Source organism: Mesorhizobium sp. WSM4848, from assembly GCF_055811375.1.
Genome location: NZ_JBVVPX010000036.1, coordinates 1 through 16,768 on the forward strand (window position 1 = coordinate 1; position 16,768 = coordinate 16,768).

The 16,768-nt window shown below is 62.5% G+C and carries 15 protein-coding genes and 1 pseudogene; 5 read left to right on the forward strand and 11 right to left on the reverse strand.

Translation table 11 applies throughout. The features are described from left to right. Positions 1–297 (forward strand): annotated as a pseudogene (locus AC0L16_RS26520) (alanine dehydrogenase); the annotation flags it as partial. Between the two features lie 201 nt (positions 298–498). After that, positions 499–1,800, forward strand: coding sequence for an outer membrane protein (locus AC0L16_RS26525; RefSeq protein ID WP_473624315.1), 1,302 nt, complete (start codon positions 499–501; stop codon positions 1,798–1,800). Between the two features lie 227 nt (positions 1,801–2,027). Here the strand turns inward: AC0L16_RS26525 and AC0L16_RS26530 are convergent, their stop codons facing one another. The 6 genes from AC0L16_RS26530 to AC0L16_RS26555 form a co-directional block, all read right to left on the reverse strand. Continuing rightward, positions 2,028–2,495 carry a DUF1203 domain-containing protein gene (locus AC0L16_RS26530; RefSeq protein WP_473624261.1) on the reverse strand — a complete coding sequence of 156 codons (468 nt, stop codon included), beginning with the start codon at positions 2,493–2,495 and terminating at the stop codon, positions 2,028–2,030. A gap of 77 nt (positions 2,496–2,572) precedes the next feature. Beyond that, complete coding sequence (dapB, locus tag AC0L16_RS26535) at positions 2,573–3,379, reverse strand: 4-hydroxy-tetrahydrodipicolinate reductase (RefSeq protein WP_473624263.1); 807 nt, start codon at positions 3,377–3,379, stop codon at positions 2,573–2,575. Positions 3,380–3,492: 113 nt separating this feature from the next. After that, positions 3,493–4,056: a GNAT family N-acetyltransferase gene (locus AC0L16_RS26540; RefSeq protein ID WP_027154015.1), complete on the reverse strand. Its 564-nt coding sequence runs from the start codon at positions 4,054–4,056 to the stop codon at positions 3,493–3,495. Positions 4,057–4,061: 5 nt separating this feature from the next. Next, complete coding sequence (gene sseA / locus AC0L16_RS26545) at positions 4,062–4,913, reverse strand: 3-mercaptopyruvate sulfurtransferase (RefSeq protein ID WP_473624264.1); 852 nt, start codon at positions 4,911–4,913, stop codon at positions 4,062–4,064. Between the two features lie 50 nt (positions 4,914–4,963). Next, positions 4,964–5,707 carry an alanyl-tRNA editing protein gene (locus AC0L16_RS26550; protein ID WP_473624265.1) on the reverse strand — a complete coding sequence of 248 codons (744 nt, stop codon included), beginning with the start codon at positions 5,705–5,707 and terminating at the stop codon, positions 4,964–4,966. Continuing rightward, positions 5,707–6,741, reverse strand: a complete 1,035-nt coding sequence (locus tag AC0L16_RS26555) for a cysteine synthase A (RefSeq protein ID WP_473624266.1) — start codon at positions 6,739–6,741, stop codon at positions 5,707–5,709. The genes AC0L16_RS26550 and AC0L16_RS26555 overlap by 1 nt, the downstream gene beginning before the upstream one ends. 214 nt (positions 6,742–6,955) lie before the next feature. Here AC0L16_RS26555 and AC0L16_RS26560 point away from each other — a divergent pair, with 214 nt between their 5' ends. Both AC0L16_RS26560 and AC0L16_RS26565 read left to right on the forward strand, forming a co-directional pair. Continuing rightward, positions 6,956–7,777, forward strand: a complete 822-nt coding sequence (locus AC0L16_RS26560; protein ID WP_077377620.1) for an SDR family oxidoreductase — start codon at positions 6,956–6,958, stop codon at positions 7,775–7,777. Between the two features lie 95 nt (positions 7,778–7,872). Then, on the forward strand, positions 7,873–8,847 hold the full coding sequence (locus AC0L16_RS26565) for an alpha/beta hydrolase (RefSeq protein ID WP_473624268.1): 975 nt from the start codon (positions 7,873–7,875) through the stop codon (positions 8,845–8,847). 98 nt (positions 8,848–8,945) lie between these two features. Here the strand turns inward: AC0L16_RS26565 and AC0L16_RS26570 are convergent, their stop codons facing one another. From AC0L16_RS26570 to AC0L16_RS26580, 3 genes are all read right to left on the reverse strand, one after another. Continuing rightward, entirely contained in the window at positions 8,946–10,349 is a 1,404-nt protein-coding gene (locus AC0L16_RS26570; protein ID WP_473624269.1) for a DEAD/DEAH box helicase, read from the reverse strand. Positions 10,350–10,691: 342 nt separating this feature from the next. Beyond that, the gene (locus AC0L16_RS26575) at positions 10,692–10,979 is read right to left on the reverse strand and encodes a type II toxin-antitoxin system RelE/ParE family toxin (RefSeq protein ID WP_473624271.1); all 288 of its coding nucleotides are present in this window, start codon (positions 10,977–10,979) and stop codon (positions 10,692–10,694) included. Positions 10,980–10,985: 6 nt separating this feature from the next. Further along, on the reverse strand, positions 10,986–11,222 hold the full coding sequence (locus AC0L16_RS26580) for a transcriptional regulator (RefSeq protein ID WP_077377608.1): 237 nt from the start codon (positions 11,220–11,222) through the stop codon (positions 10,986–10,988). A 319-nt stretch (positions 11,223–11,541) separates the two neighbouring features. Between AC0L16_RS26580 and AC0L16_RS26585 the strand changes: the two genes are divergently transcribed. Then, positions 11,542–13,074, forward strand: coding sequence for an acyl-CoA carboxylase subunit beta (locus tag AC0L16_RS26585; protein WP_077377605.1), 1,533 nt, complete (start codon positions 11,542–11,544; stop codon positions 13,072–13,074). A gap of 34 nt (positions 13,075–13,108) precedes the next feature. Here the strand turns inward: AC0L16_RS26585 and AC0L16_RS26590 are convergent, their stop codons facing one another. Together AC0L16_RS26590 and AC0L16_RS26595 are read right to left on the reverse strand one after the other, a co-directional pair. Next, on the reverse strand, positions 13,109–15,112 hold the full coding sequence (locus tag AC0L16_RS26590) for a hypothetical protein (RefSeq protein ID WP_473624272.1): 2,004 nt from the start codon (positions 15,110–15,112) through the stop codon (positions 13,109–13,111). Further along, positions 15,112–16,641, reverse strand: coding sequence for an NAD(P)H-hydrate dehydratase (locus AC0L16_RS26595; RefSeq protein WP_473624274.1), 1,530 nt, complete (start codon positions 16,639–16,641; stop codon positions 15,112–15,114). The genes AC0L16_RS26590 and AC0L16_RS26595 overlap by 1 nt, the downstream gene beginning before the upstream one ends. Between the last annotated feature and the right edge of the window lie 127 nt (positions 16,642–16,768).

A 16,768-nucleotide genomic window follows, 5' to 3' on the forward strand; every position in this document is an offset into this window, starting at 1 on the left:
TGCTTCGAGACCTCGCACGCCACAACTCATGCCGACCCGACCTATGAGGTCGACGGCGTCGTTCACTATTGCGTCGCCAACATGCCGGGCGCGGTGCCGGTCACCTCGGCCCAGGCGTTGAACAACGCGACGCTGCATTACGGCCTGCAGCTTGCCGACAAGGGCCTGAAGGCGCTGGTCGACGATCATCATTTGCGCAACGGCCTCAATGTCCACAAGGGCAAGATCACCAACCGCGCGGTGGCCGAAGCACTCGGCTATGAGTTGGTCGAGCCGAAGGCCGTTCTCGCCGCCTGAACCCGCCGCCGATTTCCTCTCCCGACAGAGCCGCCGACGCCCCCGGCGGCTCTTTTTTCCACAAGAAAATTTCGCGGTTTGCGATCAGCTGACCGCCTTTACCCGTTTTGCTTGCAATGTGTCATTCCTGTGGCTTTTTTGTTACAGCCGCCAGCATGGGCAGGTGCTAGACGGCTGACGGGTCTTCAAAAGGCAGGGGCAATGATCAACAAACGATTCGCAAAATCTCTTCTTCTTGGCGCGGTTTCCGTTCTGGCGCTTGGATCGGCTTCTGATGCCGCCGATGCGCTTGTGCCGGTGGTCGAGACGTCGGCCTTCAACTGGAGTGGCATCTATGTCGGCTTCGGCGTTGGCGCCGGCGCCAATGTCCACGAGCTCAGCAGCGATTTCCTTCCGGGCTTCTCGTTGAACGGCATTGGTGGTGAAGGCGTATACGGTGAACTGACCGTTGGGTACGACTATATGGTGTCGCCGCGCTTCCTGATCGGCGGACTCTTGGACGCCCATATCGGCAACATTGAAACCACGCTCGATGTAGCTGGACTAGAGGCTTCGGTCCAAGAGACCTACGGCTTCGACGCTGGTCTGCGGGCCGGTTACCTGTTCACGCCGAACACTTTGGGCTATGTGCTCGGCGGCTATTCCTGGCAGAAATACAAACTCGACACCAACGCTGGTTTTGACCTGGATTGGGACCAGAGCGGCTACTTCGTCGGAGCCGGCGTTGAAACGGCCATCAACAGCAACTGGACCATCAAGACAGAGTACCGTTATACCCGCTTCGGCACAAACGATGATCTGCTTTCCGATCTCGGGGCGCCGGATGGCACCCTCAATCTCGACACGTCGCGGCATACGTTCCAGGTCGGGGCCAACTATCGCTTTGGCGCCCAGAATGGCGGCGTCGCCTCTTTTGAAGCGCCTGCCTACAACTGGACCGGCTTCTACGTCGGCGGCGCCGCCGGCGCGGGTGCGTCGGTGCATCAGATCGAGGTTCCGCCGCTTGGCGGGCTCGAGTTCAACGGGCTCGGCGGCGAAGGTGTGTTCGGCGAATTGAACGTCGGCTATGACCATGATTTCGGCAGCTGGGTCGCAGGTGTCATGGTGGATGCCCGCTACTCCGGCATGACTTCCGAGTTGGAAGTTCCAGGCGGATCGATCAATCTGGATACCGATTACGGCTTCGATGTGCTTGCCCGCGTCGGCATGAAAGTCAACGAATCGACACTTGCCTATGTGCTCGGCGGTTACAGCTGGCAGCATTTCGATCTGAATGCGTCTTCGCCCATCGGCGACATCCTCGATTGGGACTCCAGCGGATTCTCGGTGGGTGGTGGTCTGGAAACGGCCATGTCCAGCAACGTGACCGTCGGCCTCGAGTACCGCTACTCGCAGTTCTCGGAAAAAGATTTTTCGTCGGATCTTGGGCTGCCGGACGACACTCTCACCTCCACGCCTTCGTTCCACACCGTTCGCATCGGTGCGAAGTACAAGTTCAACTAATTTCGAGCCGTCCAGACAACAGTCAAAGCCCGTCGGTCATTCCGGCGGGCTTTTTCTTCGGGTGACGAAATGGGCGGGACAATACAGGCAGCAAAAAAGCGGAGCCAAAGCCCCGCTTCCTCTGATATCGAGATCTCCCGCCGGTTCATCCGCGGTCGGCAAATCGATCGACAATCATTCCATAACGCGACATTGCGACAGGCGTACGACAGCTGCGACCGATCCGGTCACGCGCGCTCGATCCGGCACTGATAGCAATTGTTGCGTGCCGAGCGGACATGCACGTAGGCGATATCGTCGCGCTTGAACAAACTCTCGGCCCGCGCCGCGATAGCGCCTGTCGGGATGACGCCGCCGCTGCCGTAGACGATGCGGTCGTCGCTGCCGTAGCCGCGCACGATGTAGTCGCTGCTTTCAAGAATTTCGGGAAGCGCCTCGGCCTCGGCAGCGCGCTCGCAGGGCTCGGCATGCAGGAAGATCGGACCGGTCTCGGCATAAGGCTGCAGTTTCGGGAATGGCCGATAAGCCAGGACAAAGTAGGCTTCTCCAGCGGCGACGTTCTTCAGGCAGTGGCGGCAAGGCACGCCGTCACCGTCGGATATTTTACGTTCTGGTATCAGGCCATAGGCGTCCGGCCCGCCGCGCTGCAAGGCTCTGACACCTTCCGTTGGCAAGGCCATGAACTGGATGGTCATGGTGAAATCTCCGATGTCGTCGACCGGAAATTACGTCGCTGCGCCAGCGCTTCCCACCCGATTCCTGCCAATTCGGATCAGTCCATCAGCGCGTCGAGACCGCGCACCAGCCCTGTGATCTCCTGTACCCGCCGGATGGCGAGCAGCGTCCCGGCCACGTAAGGGGCAGCGGACGAGCCGGCGTCGTGGCGGATGGTCAGCCGCTCGTCGGGCAGGCCGAACAGCGCTTCGCAGGACAGGATGTAGGAAGGCAGGCGCAGCGCATGCACCTGCACCCCCTCGCCCGTGCCGACCGCCGCACCGCGCGTTCCCGGCACACCGGAGACCTCCGAGACCGGCCGCGCGGTCGAAGCTCTGCGGACATCGGCCAGCGCTTCGGCAAGCTCGCGCGCCGTGCCGGACGGCGCGTCGGGTTTCCTGGCGCTGGCATAGTCGATGACCTCGACATCCGGCACGTATTTCGCCGCCATCAGGGCAAACCGCTTCATCAGCGTGGCGGTGATCGAAAAATTGCCGGCGGCAATGACGCCGACTCGATTGGCGCGGGCTGCAGCGTCGATCTCGCCGAACTCGGCCGCACCGAGCCCCGAGGTGCCGATCACCACGTGCCGTCCGTTTTCGATGGCCAACAGCGCATGGTCCTTCACGACATGCGGCTTGGTGTAGTCGACCAGCACGTCCGACGGCACCTCCATTGCCTCGGCCAGCGATGCGGAAACGATGATGCCATTAGCCGGCAGGCCGACCAGCAGGCCGGAATCCTGGCCAGCGCCGCTGCGTGACACGGCCGCGGCCAGCGCCATGTCGCCTTGCGCCCCGATCGCCGGAACCAGTGCCTTGCCGACCCAGCCGGTCGCACCGGCCATCACCACTCGAATCGTCATTTGATCCTCCCATCGCCATTTCGAGCGCCACGCGTTCCCTTGGATCGTGGCGAACGCTCCAACAGTTTGCCTCCAAGCTGAAGCATCGATGAAGGTTCAGCTTGCGGAGAAAATCATGGCCGCATGACGCTGGCCGCTCGCTCGGCGAAGGTCATTGGATGCACCATCTCCTTCTTTTGCGCGACCGGTTCAAAGCCGAGCTTCTGATAGAGCGGCAATGCCGCCGGATGGTCGAGCGTGCAGGTCTGCACCGTCACCCGCCTTGGTCCGTGCGACCACGCCGCGTCGATCGCCGCCCCCAGGAACCAGCGGCCGATGCCTTGGCCGGTTGCGTGCTCCATCATGCCGAAATAGGCAAGTTCCACTTCTCCCGGCAGATGCGGCTTCAGGTCGAAAAAGCCGGCCGGCGAGCCGTCGAGATACAGCACCCTGATGTCGCGGTCCTCGCGATGGATTCCGGCGGAAAGCTCCTCGTCGCTCAGCCTCAGCACGTTGACCCAGTGCCATTTGCGGCCCACCCGATCCATCAAATAGCGGTAGAAATGCAGCGGAATGTCCTTGGTCTTCAGCAGCGCGATCTGGCGGTTGTACGGCAGCGGCGGCGAATAGGCCGGCGGCGCATGCATTTCGAGAAACGTCACCGTGACCTCGATGTCTTCAAGCGCGCCGTTTTCCATCACAGTCAGTCCTTGCCCGTGACGACGGGCGTATCGCCAAGCCCACCCCATTCGGTCCATGAACCGTCGTAGAGCCTGTTGTCGGTGTGGCCTAGCGTCTCGAGCGCCAGCGTGATCGCCGCCGCCGTAACGCCTGAGCCGCAAGAGGTGACAACCGGCTTTGACAGGTCGATGCCGGCGTCCTTGATCACCTTGCGCAACCGGTCTTTCGACACCAGTTCGCCGTCCTCGGCAAGCACCGAAAACGGCACATTGCGCGCGCCGGGCATATGGCCCGAGCGGACGCCGGCGCGAGGCTCCGGCTCGGTACCGGCAAACCGGCCAGGCGAACGCGCGTCGGCGATCTGGCTTTCTCCGGTCTCGACGATCCGGCGCATGTCGGCCAGGCTGGCGACGCGAGCGGCATCGAAGTCGGCATGGAACACGCAAGGCGCGATTTTCGTCGGCTCCGCCGTCACTGGCCGTCCAGCCGCTTTCCAGCGATCGAAGCCGCCGTCCAATATGTAGACCTGGAACACCCCCATAACACGGAACATCCACCAGGCGCGCGGCGCCGAGAAGAAACCCGGACCGTCATAGACAACGATGGTGTCGTCGGCCGAAATGCCCATGGCGCCGACATATTGGGCGAAATGCTGCGGCGACGGCAGTGTGTGCGGCAGCGGTGAATCAGGATCCGAGATCGCATCCTGATCCAGGAAACGGGCGCCTGGAATGTGCGCTGCGTCATATTCGGCGCGCGCGTCCCGCTTCTGCGCCGGCAAATACCAGGACGCGTCGATGATGGTCAGGCCAGGCTCGCCAAGGCGCTTCTGCAACCAGTCCGCATCGACGGTGAAAGGGCTGTCTTCGGCCATTGTTCTTCTCCTGCCCGCCTTCGACAATCTGTTATCAGGCCGGCTGTTTATCAGGCCGGCGGCATTGGGCCAAAGCGTATTCGGAAGCGCCGGTTCTCGCGACCCTTCTTCTCGATCTTGCCGATATGGATCTCGCCGACTTCTCCAGTGCTCTTCACATGGGTGCCGCCGCAAGGCTGGCTGTCGATCGAGGCGTTCTCGCCAACGCCGACCAGGCGGATCTTGCCCGTGCCGACCGGCGGCCGAACATTTTTCGATTTCACCAGTCCCGGATTGGCCGCCAGTTCCTCGTCGGTGATCAGCCTGACAAAGACCGGGTGGTCGGCTCGCACCAATTCCATCAGCCGGGCCGTCACATCTTCCCTGGTGAAGCCGGCATCCGGAATATCAAAATCGATACGGCTGTCGTCCTCGGAAACCGAGGCGCCGGTGATCGGGAACGGGCAGACGACGGTAAGCAAATGGCAGGCTGTGTGCATGCGCATCAGCAGATGCCGCCTCTCCCAATTGAGGGCAAGCTTTACCGGCTCACCGACCTCAGGCACCGCCTGCTCAGGCGGCGGCACATGGATGATGTCATCCTTGGTCTCACCGGTGATGGTGGCGGCAACAGCGATCAGGCTGCCGTCGGCGCGTTCGAGCGTGCCCGTATCGCCAGGCTGGCCGCCCGACGTGGCATAGAAGATCGTCCGGTCCAGAATGATGCCGCCACGGTCGTTGACGGCGACAACCACGGCATCAGCCGTCCTGAGATAGGCGTCGTCGCGAAACAGGGCATCCGTCCTGTAAGCCATCACGCAACCTCTTCGAACGGCACCGAGATCGTGCTCCGCTGTTCCATCCAGCCCGGCACCGGCAGCTGCTTTTGACGCAGGAATTCCGGGTTGAACAATTTCGACTGATAGCGCGTGCCATAGTCGCAGAGCACAGTCACGATGGTGTGGCCGGGACCCATCTCACGTGCCAGCCGGATCGCGCCGGCAATGTTGATGCCGGTCGAGCCGCCGACACACAGGCCTTCCTCCTGGATCAGGTCGAAGACGATAGGCAGCGCGTCCTCATCCGGAATCTGGAAGGAGAAATCCGGTGTGAACCCTTCCAGATTGGCGGTGACCCGCCCCTGCCCGATGCCTTCGGTGATCGAGCTGCCTTCGGATTTCAGCTCACCGCTGGTGTAGAAGCTATAGAGCGCCGCACCGAGCGGATCGGCGAGCGCGATCTTGACGTCCTTGCTCCTGGCCTTGAGCCCGAAGGCGACCCCGGCCAGTGTTCCGCCGGAGCCGACCGCCGAGACGAAACCGTCGACCTTGCCGCCGGTCTGGGCCCAGATTTCTTCCGCCGTGGTGCGGGTATGGCCATCACGGTTGGCGACGTTGTCGAACTGGTTGGCCCAGATCGCACCGTTCGGCTCGGACCGGGCCATCTGCTCGGCCAGACGGCCCGACAGTTTCACATAATTGTTGGGGTTCTTGTAGGGAACGGCAGGCACCTCGATCAGCTCGGCGCCGAGCAATCTGATCGTGTCCTTCTTCTCCTGGCTTTGCGTCTCCGGGATGACGATTACGGTGCGGTAGCCAAGCGCCTTGGCAACCAGCGTCAATCCGATGCCGGTGTTGCCGGCCGTCCCCTCGACGATCACCCCGCCCGGCCTCAAAAGTCCGCGCTGCTCGGCGTCGCGGATGATGAACAGCGCGGCACGGTCCTTGACCGACTGGCCCGGATTCATGAATTCGGCCTTGCCCAGGATCTCGCAGCCGGTTTCTTCCGAGGCTTTGTTGAGGCGGATCAGAGGCGTATTGCCGATCGCTTCGATCACAGAACGGGGCATGGAGATTCCTTTATGCTTGCGGCCGAACCCTAGAAACCCGAAGCTTGGGTTTCAAGGCAAGAATTTGCCTGGTCCAGCGGCATTTCCGGGCTGCAATTTCCCAAAACAGACGTTGCGTTCCGCCAATCATTGAAGCTCACCATTGAAAAGCGCTCTTTTCATCCGATTTCTTCACCGCTAGAGCACAGGCTAAGAAAAAGTCGCAAGGCATAGCATGACACTTTATCGGGCTGACCCGAAGCACGGCGTCGCCTGGATTACCGGCGGCAGCAGCGGCATCGGCCGTTCACTGGCCAAGGACCTTGCGGCGCAAGGCTATGTCGTCGCGGTGACGGCGCTCGACGACGATCCGATCGATACGCTTGTTGTCGAGACGGCGCAGATGCCGGGCCACGTCACGGCCTATCCTTGCGACGTCACCGACGAAAAACGCATGGCAAGGACGGTCGCGGCGATCGAGAAGGATCTCGGCCCGATCGTCTTGGCCGTGTTCAATGCCGGGAGCTATATCGCGACCGCCGGCGAAGACCTCACTGTCCGTGGATTTCGCCAGTCCTTCGATGTCAATTATTTCGGCATCATCAACGGCCTCGTGCCGGTCATCGAGCGCATGCGCGTCCGCGCGCGCGGCCATATCGTCCTGGTCGGTTCGGTCACCGCCTATTTCGGCTGGCCGACCACGGCCGCCTATGGCGGCACCAAGGCGGCGATCAATATCCTCGCCGAGTCGCTGAAGTACGATTTCGACAAGATGAACGTCCGCATCCAGGTGATAAACCCGGGCTTCGTCGACACCCCGCTGACCGAGAAGAATCTGCTGCCGATGCCCGGGCTGATGCCCGTCAATCGCGCCTCGCGCCGCATGGCGCGCGGCATCAAGTCCGGCGGCTTCGAAGTCACCTTCCCGTGGCGCTTGTGCTGGGGCCTGAAGCTGCTCAGAATCCTGCCGAGACCGTTCTGCCGATGGGTCATCAGCACCGCGACCCGCTGGAAGGCGCGACCGCTTAATTTCGACCGAAAGCCGCCGAGTGATTAGACCGGCCATCAAGTTGGCGATCCCGCCGCCGTCGGGACGTCGTTGCCTGTTTGCCATCGTGGCCATAGCTTGAGATTTATTGCATGGAGTCTGCGATGGGGCGACGGATCGTGCTTGCGGTATTGGGTCTCGCCGTCATTCTCGTCCTTGCCTACGTCTTTGGCCCGCGCGTCCCAGCCGACACCACGATCCGCTTCGATCCTTCCGTGATCGGCGATGACCCGCAAGCCTATCTGGCACGCAAGGAGGCGGCCGTACCTGATATCCACGACGGGCTGGAAAAGGAAATCATCTGGGCCAATCCGATGGTTCACGCCAGGACGCCGCTGTCGATCGTCTATATCCACGGCTTTTCGGCGTCGAAGGGCGAGGTTCGTCCGCTTCCCGACGAGGTGGCCGACCAGCTCGACGCCAATCTTTACTACACCCGTCTCACCGGCCACGGACAGGGCGGTGCCGCAATGGTGGACGGCAGCGTCAACGCCTGGATCAACGATTATGAGGAATCGCTCGCCATCGGCCGAGCGATCGGCGACAAGGTGATCGTCATCGCCACCTCGACCGGCGGCTCGCTGGCAGCCTGGGCCGCGACGCAGCCGGGCGCATCGGACGGGGTGGCGGCAATAGCGTTCATCTCGCCGAATTTCGGCGTCAAGGCTTCCGGCGCCGAACTTCTGACCATGCCGTGGGGCCGAAAGATCGCCGAGCTGGTCGCCGGTAAGCAGCGCAGCTTCGTGCCACGCAATGCGCTGCACGAGAAATTCTGGACCTACCGCTATCCGATCACGGCGACCCTGCCGATGGTGGCGGTGACCGAGCTGGCCTATGGCGCGCCGGTGGAGAAGGCGGCCATCCCTGCCCTCTTCATCTTTTCCGATTCGGACAGGATCGTGCGGCCGGACCGCACCCGTGACATCGCCGGGCGCTGGGGCGCGGCGCACGAACTGGTGCCGGTCGACGATACCGGCGATCGCGACAATCATGTCATTGCCGGAGACGCGCTGTCGCCAGCAACCACAGCTTTCCTCGCGCAGCGCATTGTCGTGTGGGTACAGGCGGTGGTGAAGTAGATCTCAGGCGAAAGGCGACCGAAGCATCGCTCCGATCGCCTTTTCAATTGTGAGCAGCCGAGCCGGCCCGACAGGCGCGGGCCGGATGCACTATCTGATTACGCAGCCCGCGCTGCTGGCCGCTTGCCGCCGAAACGACGCTTGTTGTTGCCCTTGAAGGGCTTGGCGCCTTCCGGCTTGCGCTCGCCGGCAAAGGCCGGCTTGTCGCCGAAGCGTTTGTTGCCGTTGTTGTGGCCGCCCGGTCGCCTGCCGTCGCGACGACCATTGCGGTCGTTGGCCGGCTCGAAGCTGCGCTCGTTCTTTTCGGCAGGATTGCGCTGCGGGTCGGGACTGCCGAGATGGTCGGCAACGATCGGCAGCTTGGTGCGGATGATCCGCTCGACCTGGCGCAGCTTGCTGTTCTCGGACGGGTCGCAAAGCGTGATGGCGATGCCGTCCATGCCGTTACGGCCGGTGCGGCCGATGCGGTGGACATAGCTCTCCGCCTCGTCCGGCAGGTCGAAATTCACCACATGGCTGATGCCGGGCACGTCGATGCCGCGCGCCGCGATATCGGTCGCCACAAGAATGCGCACCGAACCCTCGCGGAAATCGTTCAGCGCCTTCTGGCGGGCGTTCTGCGACTTGTTGCCGTGGATGACGGCGGCCTTGAAGCCATCGCGATCGAGATCCTTGGTCACCCTGTCGGCGCCATGCTTGGTGCGCGAAAAGATGATGACGGACTTCATCGCCTCGTCGGCGAGCATCGTCGCCAGCACCTGGCGCTTTTGTTTGGTGCGGGCAAAGACAACGCCCTGTACGATCTCGGCCGCCGCAGTGCTGTGCGGCGCCACTTCGACGCGGATCGGGTTCTTCAGCAGGCCCTTGGCCAATTCGGCGATTTCGGCCGGCATGGTCGCCGAGAACAGCACCGTCTGACGGTCCGGCGCGGTCGCCCTGGCGATGCGCTTGACATCGTTGATGAAGCCCATGTCGAGCATGCGGTCGCCCTCGTCGAGCACCAGCCACTTGGTGTCGGCAAGCACGAGGTCGCCCTCACGCACCAGATCGGTCAGCCGGCCGGGGGTGGCGATCAAAATGTCGACGCCGGGAGCAATCTTCTTCACCTGGCTGAAGCGCGAGACGCCGCCAAGCACGAGTGCTGTCGAGACATGGGCGCCCTTGGCGAGCAGCTTGATCATCTCTTCGATCTGCACGGCAAGCTCACGCGTCGGCGCCAAAATCAGCGCACGAGCGGTCTTCGGCCGGCGCTTGGTGCCGAGCGCGATGATCTTCGAAAGGATCGGCAGCGCGAACGCAGCGGTCTTGCCCGAACCGGTCTGGGCGATGCCGAAAATGTCACGGCCTTCCAGCTGCGGCGGGATCGCCTGGGCCTGGATCGGCTTCGGATCGGTGAAGCCTGCGCCATGGGTGGCCTTGAGCAGCGCGCCCGTAATTCCAAGTGCTGCGAAACCCGAAAGTTCCCCAGTGTCATTACCGGTCAAAGTGTTTTCGTTATTCAAAATATTCTTCTTTCACGCGGCTCCTGGCCGCAAACATCAATGGCGGCAGGGCGCAACCTGCCGTCGAAAAACTGTCATGAAACGACAAGGCGGCGGACGTTATCGTCCGCACGGCTGCGCTGTCGTGCCCGCAGGCATCATGCCACGGGGCTTTTTCGCCGCCTTGCCGATATGTCGGAAAGAGGGAAAACAGACGCAACCAGTCTCATTCGTCGAGAAGGCCGGATAGGTCCCGGCCCAAGCGCCTATGCCGCCGCATATGGCCCAGCTCGCCGCGAAATGCAAGGGCCGTCATGTTGCTGCGCAGCGAAAACAGTCAAGACGGCAGCCGTGAAGGTCTGCTCAAACTTCTCCCGGCCATTCCCTCGCCCCATGCTGGACGAACAGAACTTCTATTTGAGTGTCTTTCACCCGATACGCGACGACGTAGGGTGTGCCGGAAATCACCAGTTCACGAGTGCCGCTGATCTCGCCGACACGTCCGATAAACGGATTGGCGGACAACAGCCAAGCAGTCTTTGAATGAATGTCATTGACGAGGCGGGCGGCAGCACGCGGGTTATGCTGGCCGATGTAGTCGCCGATTGATGCAAGCTCGATCAGATAGTGTCGGGTCCAGACAGTTCGCACCGACCGCTATGCCTGACCATATTTGTTGAGAACCGCCGCGATCTCTTCTTCGTTTGCGAAGTCTCCACGGTCGGCGGCCTCGATCCCCGCCTGAACACCAGCTATCCACTTTTCCTGCCACGCCAGAGAACGGCCATGGGACAGCGCGTCCTCAATGATCTGATCGCGAGTCAGGGTTGAGCGCGAGGCCAACATGTCGATCCGGCGGTTCAAATCCTCGGATATTTCTATGCTGTTCTTCATAAGTTCAGTTTGCCATATCCGGCGAATGCCTGCCAAGAAGTTTCGCTGTTGAAGGCTGTTTGTTCCCTGTTCGATCCGCGCCAGAGGCAGGTCGTGTCCGCAAGGGGGAACTTGCTATTCCTCGTTCCGCGCCGTGGAGTCGAAGCGAGGGCGGTTGGTAAGCCGCACCTAACAGACGGCCAGCTATGCCCGCCAGCATATCGAGACCAGCGGCGAAAGCACGGCCAGCGTTGCGAAAACAAGGCAGGCCGAAAAGCGGCGCTTGCGCTCGCTTACCGCCATGATTACCACAAATCAGCTTCTCTTTGGGGACCGAGCGATGAAGGACGTGCTGAAGGAACTCGAGCGCCGCCGCGCCATGGCGCGCATGGGCGGCGGCAAGGCCCGAATCGACGCTCAGCACAAGAAAGGCAAACTCACCGCGCGCGAACGCATCGACGTCTTTCTCGACGAGGGCTCGTTCGAGGAGTTCGACATGTATGTCGAGCATCGCTCGACCGATTTCGGCATGGAGAAGACCAAGATCGCCGGCGACGGCGTCGTCACCGGCTGGGGCACCGTCAACGGCCGGCCGGTCTATGTCTTCGCCAAGGACTTTACCGTGTTCGGCGGGTCGCTGTCCGAAGCCCACGCCGAAAAAGTGGTCAAGGTGCAGGAGATGGCGCTACGCAACCGGGCGCCGATCATCGGCCTCTACGACGCCGGCGGCGCCCGCATCCAGGAAGGCGTGGCAGCACTTGGCGGCTATGCCGAGATATTCCAGCGCAATGTGCTCGCCTCCGGCGTCATCCCGCAGATTTCAGTGATCATGGGCCCGTGCGCCGGCGGCGACGTCTATTCGCCGGCAATGACCGACTTCATCTTCATGGTGCGCGGCACCTCCTACATGTTCGTCACCGGCCCGGACGTGGTGAAGACCGTCACCAACGAGACGGTAACCGCCGAGAGCCTCGGCGGCGCCTTCGTTCACACGACGAAGTCGTCGATCGCCGATGGCGCTTACGACAATGACGTCGAGGCGCTGCTGCAGATGCGCCGGCTGGTCGATCTGCTGCCTGCCTCCAACACGGCTGAAATCCCCGAGATCGAATGCTACCAGTCGGTCGCCGATGACGATCTGTCGCTCGACCGACTGATCCCCGACAACGCCAATAAACCCTACGACATCAAGGAGTTGATCCTTAAAGTTGCCGATGAGGGTGATTTCTTCGAAATCCAGCAGGATTTTGCAAAAAACATCGTCACCGGTTTCGGGCGCGTCGAAGGGCGGACGGTCGGCTTCGTCGCCAACCAGCCGATGGTGCTGGCCGGCGTGCTTGATTCGGACGCCAGCCGCAAGGCGGCGCGGTTCGTGCGCTTCTGCGACTGTTTTTCGATTCCGATCGTCACCTTCGTCGACGTTCCAGGCTTCCTGCCCGGCACTGCGCAGGAATATGGCGGGCTGATCAAGCACGGCGCCAAGCTCTTGTTCGCCTATGCCGAGGCGACCGTCCCGAAGATCACCGTGATCACCCGAAAAGCCTATGGCGGCGCTTATGACGTGATGGCGTCAAAGCATCTGCGCGGCGACATGAATTATGCCTGGCCGACGGCGCAGATCGCAGTGATGGGCGCCAGGGGCGCGGTCGAGATCATCTATCGCAAGGACATCGGCGATGCGGAGAAGATCGCAGCACATACAAAGGCTTACGAGGATCGCTTCCTGTCGCCCTTCGTCGCCGCCGAGCGCGGCTATGTCGACGAGGTGATCATGCCGCATTCGACCCGCCGCCGCATCGCGCGTGCGCTGCGCATGCTACGCAACAAGGATATGCAGAACCCCTGGAAGAAGCACGACAACATTCCGTTGTGAGGCGCTGATGTCGCGAAAGCGACCACAGCAAAGCTCACTCCGGTTCCGCCGCGCCGAACCCCGCGCCCATCGTCGCGCGGACGGCGCCCGACCACGGCGTGGCATGATTGTCGATGCGCATCTGGAAGATAAAATAGGTCGGCGAGCAGAAGCCGACACCTCTCACCTTGCCGATACCAGGCGTATCGGGCGGCAGCGATTGGCACATGTAATCCTCGCGGCAGAAATGGTCGGCCGAGCAAGCCGGCCGGTTGCCGCGATTGACGGCGCCGCCCAAGCACTGGTCGAAATTGTTGGTCGCCACGCAGATGTCGAATTTTTTGCCGCCGACGAGCCCGCAGATCTCGTTCGGCATCGGCTTGCCCGGCTTGAAGCCGGCAAAGGCACGGTCCTTGTCATTGCATCCGCGATAAGCGATGCCGGCCGGCACGCCGATCTTCGGCGGCCGGCAGGTGTAGGCGGTGCGCGAAATGTCGGTGGCGAAGGCCGCGAACTGGCCTGTAATGCTGTAGCGGTCATTGAAAGGCTGCGTGCCGTTGCTGGCGATCGAGCCGGTCAGGCATGGATGGCCGGAGAACATCTTTTCGCTGTCCTTGGGCAGCAGGCATTGCGCCAGTTTCGTCCGCACCCCCGATGCGGTCGCCAGCGCCGTGCAGACGGTGCCGCCACCGCATTGCCAGGACGTACCGAAGCGGGCCGCATCCTCCGGCATCAAACATGGCATCGCCATCTCGGCCGGTGCATAAGCCACCTCGCCGGCGTCTTTCCATGCGGCCGGCGGCGCGAAGGACAACGGGCGGAGGCGGTTCGGCTCCTTGCCATCGGCGGCCGCACGCAGCCAGGCTTCGCGCCGCGGCATCTCGGCATGAAGATGCGGCGAGATGCCGACCTCGATGCGGTTCAGCGGCGATGTCGTCTTGTCGTCGAGGCCGATGAAATGGAAACCGGCGGTCGAACCAGCCTGATGACAACCCTGGCAGGCGCCATTGTCGAGCCGCTCGACCAGCGCTTCCGGCGTGCGCAGCAGCTTCAGCGCGGAATAGTCCAGCCCGGAAAAATCCGCGGGCTGGAACAGCGGCGTGAACGGGTGATTGGCCTGCCTTGCGCTGCCGAAAGTCGACCACGAGACGACTTTTTTGGCCAGGAATTCATCCGGGATTTCGTAGACGCCGAGGTCGACCGCCGCGAGATCGGCGCTGATATAGTCGGCAAGTTTTGCTTTCAGCGCGGCGTCGTCGGTAAGCCCCGCCAGGTCGGGCGTGTTTTCCAGCGGCTTTTCGCTGACCGTCTCTCCATCGATGCCAAAAATCCGCATGAGGTAGGCAGCCTGGCCACCAAATTCGGTCTCTTGGCCGGAGGGAAAGCGCACAACCTGGGCGTTGAGCTCGAGCTGCTTGAGACTCAGCCCGGCCTTTTCAAGCGGCCCGCCGATGAGCCAGCCGATATCGACGGTCTCATCGAGCTGCGGCGTCCAGCGTCCGGCAACGCCGACGCAGCCGCCATCGGCGTCCGGCGCGGCGCTATAGATGGCATTGAAATTGAACGGCAAGCGCGAGGCCAGAACCTTGCCGTTTTTCTTGAAGCTGTAGGCAAGACGGTAGATCAAACGGACCTCGCCGCAGCCCCCATCGCCTCGTATTTCGGCGAAATCACGCCGATCGAGTCGGTTGACGACACCGACCAGCCGGAAGCGCGCGGCGTCGGTCTTCAGCCAGCGCATGTCGATGATGCGGCCGACATTGCCGTCGGTGACTTCGTAGAGCGGCCGCCCGCCGGCCTTCATCTCGGCGCGCAGCGCGGCGACGTCGCCGGCAATCGTTTCGACGATCTGATGATAGGCCGGCGCCTTGTCATAGAGCGACTTCAGGTCGCCCTTGCCGTCGACATCGAAAATGCCGGCGAAATCAAAACCCCTGGCATCGAGAGCGGCGAGCACGGCCGGATCGTCGACGATCATCACCGGACCTTCGGCACGCGCGGTGTTCACCTTGAAAGCGGCGACGAAGATTGCGGCGATCAGCGCGAATCCGCGGTTCATCAAGCAGTTACCTCGTTGCGGTTTTCGGCAAGCTCGCGCAGCACCGGCACCAGCGCCAGCGGCAAGTCTTCAGCGATCAGCCCAGGTCCGAAACGGCTGCCGGCCTCGGCATGAATCCAGACCGCCGCGCAGGCGGCTTCGAAAACCGGCATGCCTTGCGCCAGGAAGCCGGCAAGGACCCCCGACAGCACGTCGCCCGAACCGGCTGTGGCCAGCCATGGCGCGCCGTTGCCGTTGATCGCCGCCCTGCCATCGGGCGCCGCGATTACCGTGTCGGCGCCCTTGTAGACGACGATCGCGCCGGCGCGCTCGGCGGCAGCGCGCGCCTTGGCCAGCTTGGACAGGTTCTTGTCTCCGGCGATGTCCGGAAACAGCCTGGCGAATTCGCCCTCATGCGGCGTCAGCACCAGCGCTGGCGCGTCCAGACGATGGGCGGCTTCGAACAGAACGTTCGGGGTATCGCGAAACGCGGTGATGCCATCGGCATCGAGCACCAGCCCGTCGACCCTGCCGTCTTGCCGCTCTCCGTTGGCCAGCACGCCAAGGGCAAAATCGCGGGTTTTTTCGCCGACGCCAAATCCGGGTCCGAGGACGAACGCCGACGGCCGGCGGTCGCCAATGAATTCCTGCACGTCCGCGATGCTGTCGGCCTTTTTCAGCATGATCGAAGTCAGATGCGCGGCATTCACCTGCACGGCGTTCGCCGGCGACAGCACGGTCACCGCCCCTGCCCCGCTTCTGGCCGCGGCAAGCGCCGATAGCCGTGCCGCACCCGTCGCCGACGGCCCGCCGGAAAAGACGCCGACATGGCCGCGCCTGTATTTATGTGCGTCGACGGCTGGGGCCGGGAAATTTTCGAGCCAAATCTGCGGGATGTTCTCGAAGGTTTGCGGTTCAAGCTGCGCAACGATATCGTCGCTAATGCCGATGTCGGCAAGCACCAACTCGCCGCACATCCCGCGCCCCGGCAACAGCAGATGGCCGGGCTTTTTTCGCGCGAATGTTACCGTGAATCGGGCGCGGAATGCCTGGCCGAGAATCTGGCCGCTTTCGCCTGACACGCCTGAGGGCAGATCGACCGCGACGACAGGCAGGTTCAGTTCTGTCGCAACCTCGACCGCCCTGGCGGCATCACCGGACAGCGGCTTGGACAGCCCTGCCCCATAAAGCGCATCGACCAGGATCGAACCTTTATCGGCAGCAAATTCCGAAAGCGGCCGGGGCCTGAGCGGGCATTCCGCCGCGGCGAACGCCGCGTCGCTGCCGGCTTTGGGCGAGCCGGATGCCCACAGCAAGACGTCGACGGCGCTATCCCCAAGAATGCGGGCGACGACATATCCATCGCCGCCATTGTTGCCGGGTCCGCACAGCACGTGGACGCGCCTGGCAGCCGGAAAATTGGCGAGCACCTCCACAGCGACTGCGGCACCCGCATTGCGCATCAGGCCAATGCCGTCGAATGGTCCGGCGGAAATCGTCAGCCGGTCGGCCTCAGCCATTTGGGCCGGAGACAGAATTTCATTGCTCATGGATGCCGATCCGCATTGGCTCAAGCCCGATCCCTGTGGTCAAACCCCGATCCCTGTGGTCAAACATTGTCCAGTTTTCGGTTCGAAGCAAACGGCGATGAGACGGCACGATCTGTAGGCACATCGT

What these genes read in the sequence shown, in the direction of transcription:
- AC0L16_RS26525 (WP_473624315.1), top strand. Translation starts at nt 499, where the DNA reads ATGATCAACAAACGATTCGCAAAATCTCTTCTTCTTGGCGCGGTTTCC.
- AC0L16_RS26530 (WP_473624261.1), bottom strand. Translation starts at nt 2,495, where the DNA reads ATGACCATCCAGTTCATGGCCTTGCCAACGGAAGGTGTCAGAGCCTTG.
- dapB (WP_473624263.1), bottom strand. Translation starts at nt 3,379, where the DNA reads ATGACGATTCGAGTGGTGATGGCCGGTGCGACCGGCTGGGTCGGCAAG.
- AC0L16_RS26540 (WP_027154015.1), bottom strand. Translation starts at nt 4,056, where the DNA reads ATGGAAAACGGCGCGCTTGAAGACATCGAGGTCACGGTGACGTTTCTC.
- sseA (WP_473624264.1), bottom strand. Translation starts at nt 4,913, where the DNA reads ATGGCCGAAGACAGCCCTTTCACCGTCGATGCGGACTGGTTGCAGAAG.
- AC0L16_RS26550 (WP_473624265.1), bottom strand. Translation starts at nt 5,707, where the DNA reads ATGGCTTACAGGACGGATGCCCTGTTTCGCGACGACGCCTATCTCAGG.
- AC0L16_RS26555 (WP_473624266.1), bottom strand. Translation starts at nt 6,741, where the DNA reads ATGCCCCGTTCTGTGATCGAAGCGATCGGCAATACGCCTCTGATCCGC.
- AC0L16_RS26560 (WP_077377620.1), top strand. Translation starts at nt 6,956, where the DNA reads ATGACACTTTATCGGGCTGACCCGAAGCACGGCGTCGCCTGGATTACC.
- AC0L16_RS26565 (WP_473624268.1), top strand. Translation starts at nt 7,873, where the DNA reads ATGGGGCGACGGATCGTGCTTGCGGTATTGGGTCTCGCCGTCATTCTC.
- AC0L16_RS26580 (WP_077377608.1), bottom strand. Translation starts at nt 11,222, where the DNA reads ATGAAGAACAGCATAGAAATATCCGAGGATTTGAACCGCCGGATCGAC.
- AC0L16_RS26585 (WP_077377605.1), top strand. Translation starts at nt 11,542, where the DNA reads ATGAAGGACGTGCTGAAGGAACTCGAGCGCCGCCGCGCCATGGCGCGC.
- AC0L16_RS26590 (WP_473624272.1), bottom strand. Translation starts at nt 15,112, where the DNA reads ATGAACCGCGGATTCGCGCTGATCGCCGCAATCTTCGTCGCCGCTTTC.
- AC0L16_RS26595 (WP_473624274.1), bottom strand. Translation starts at nt 16,641, where the DNA reads ATGAGCAATGAAATTCTGTCTCCGGCCCAAATGGCTGAGGCCGACCGG.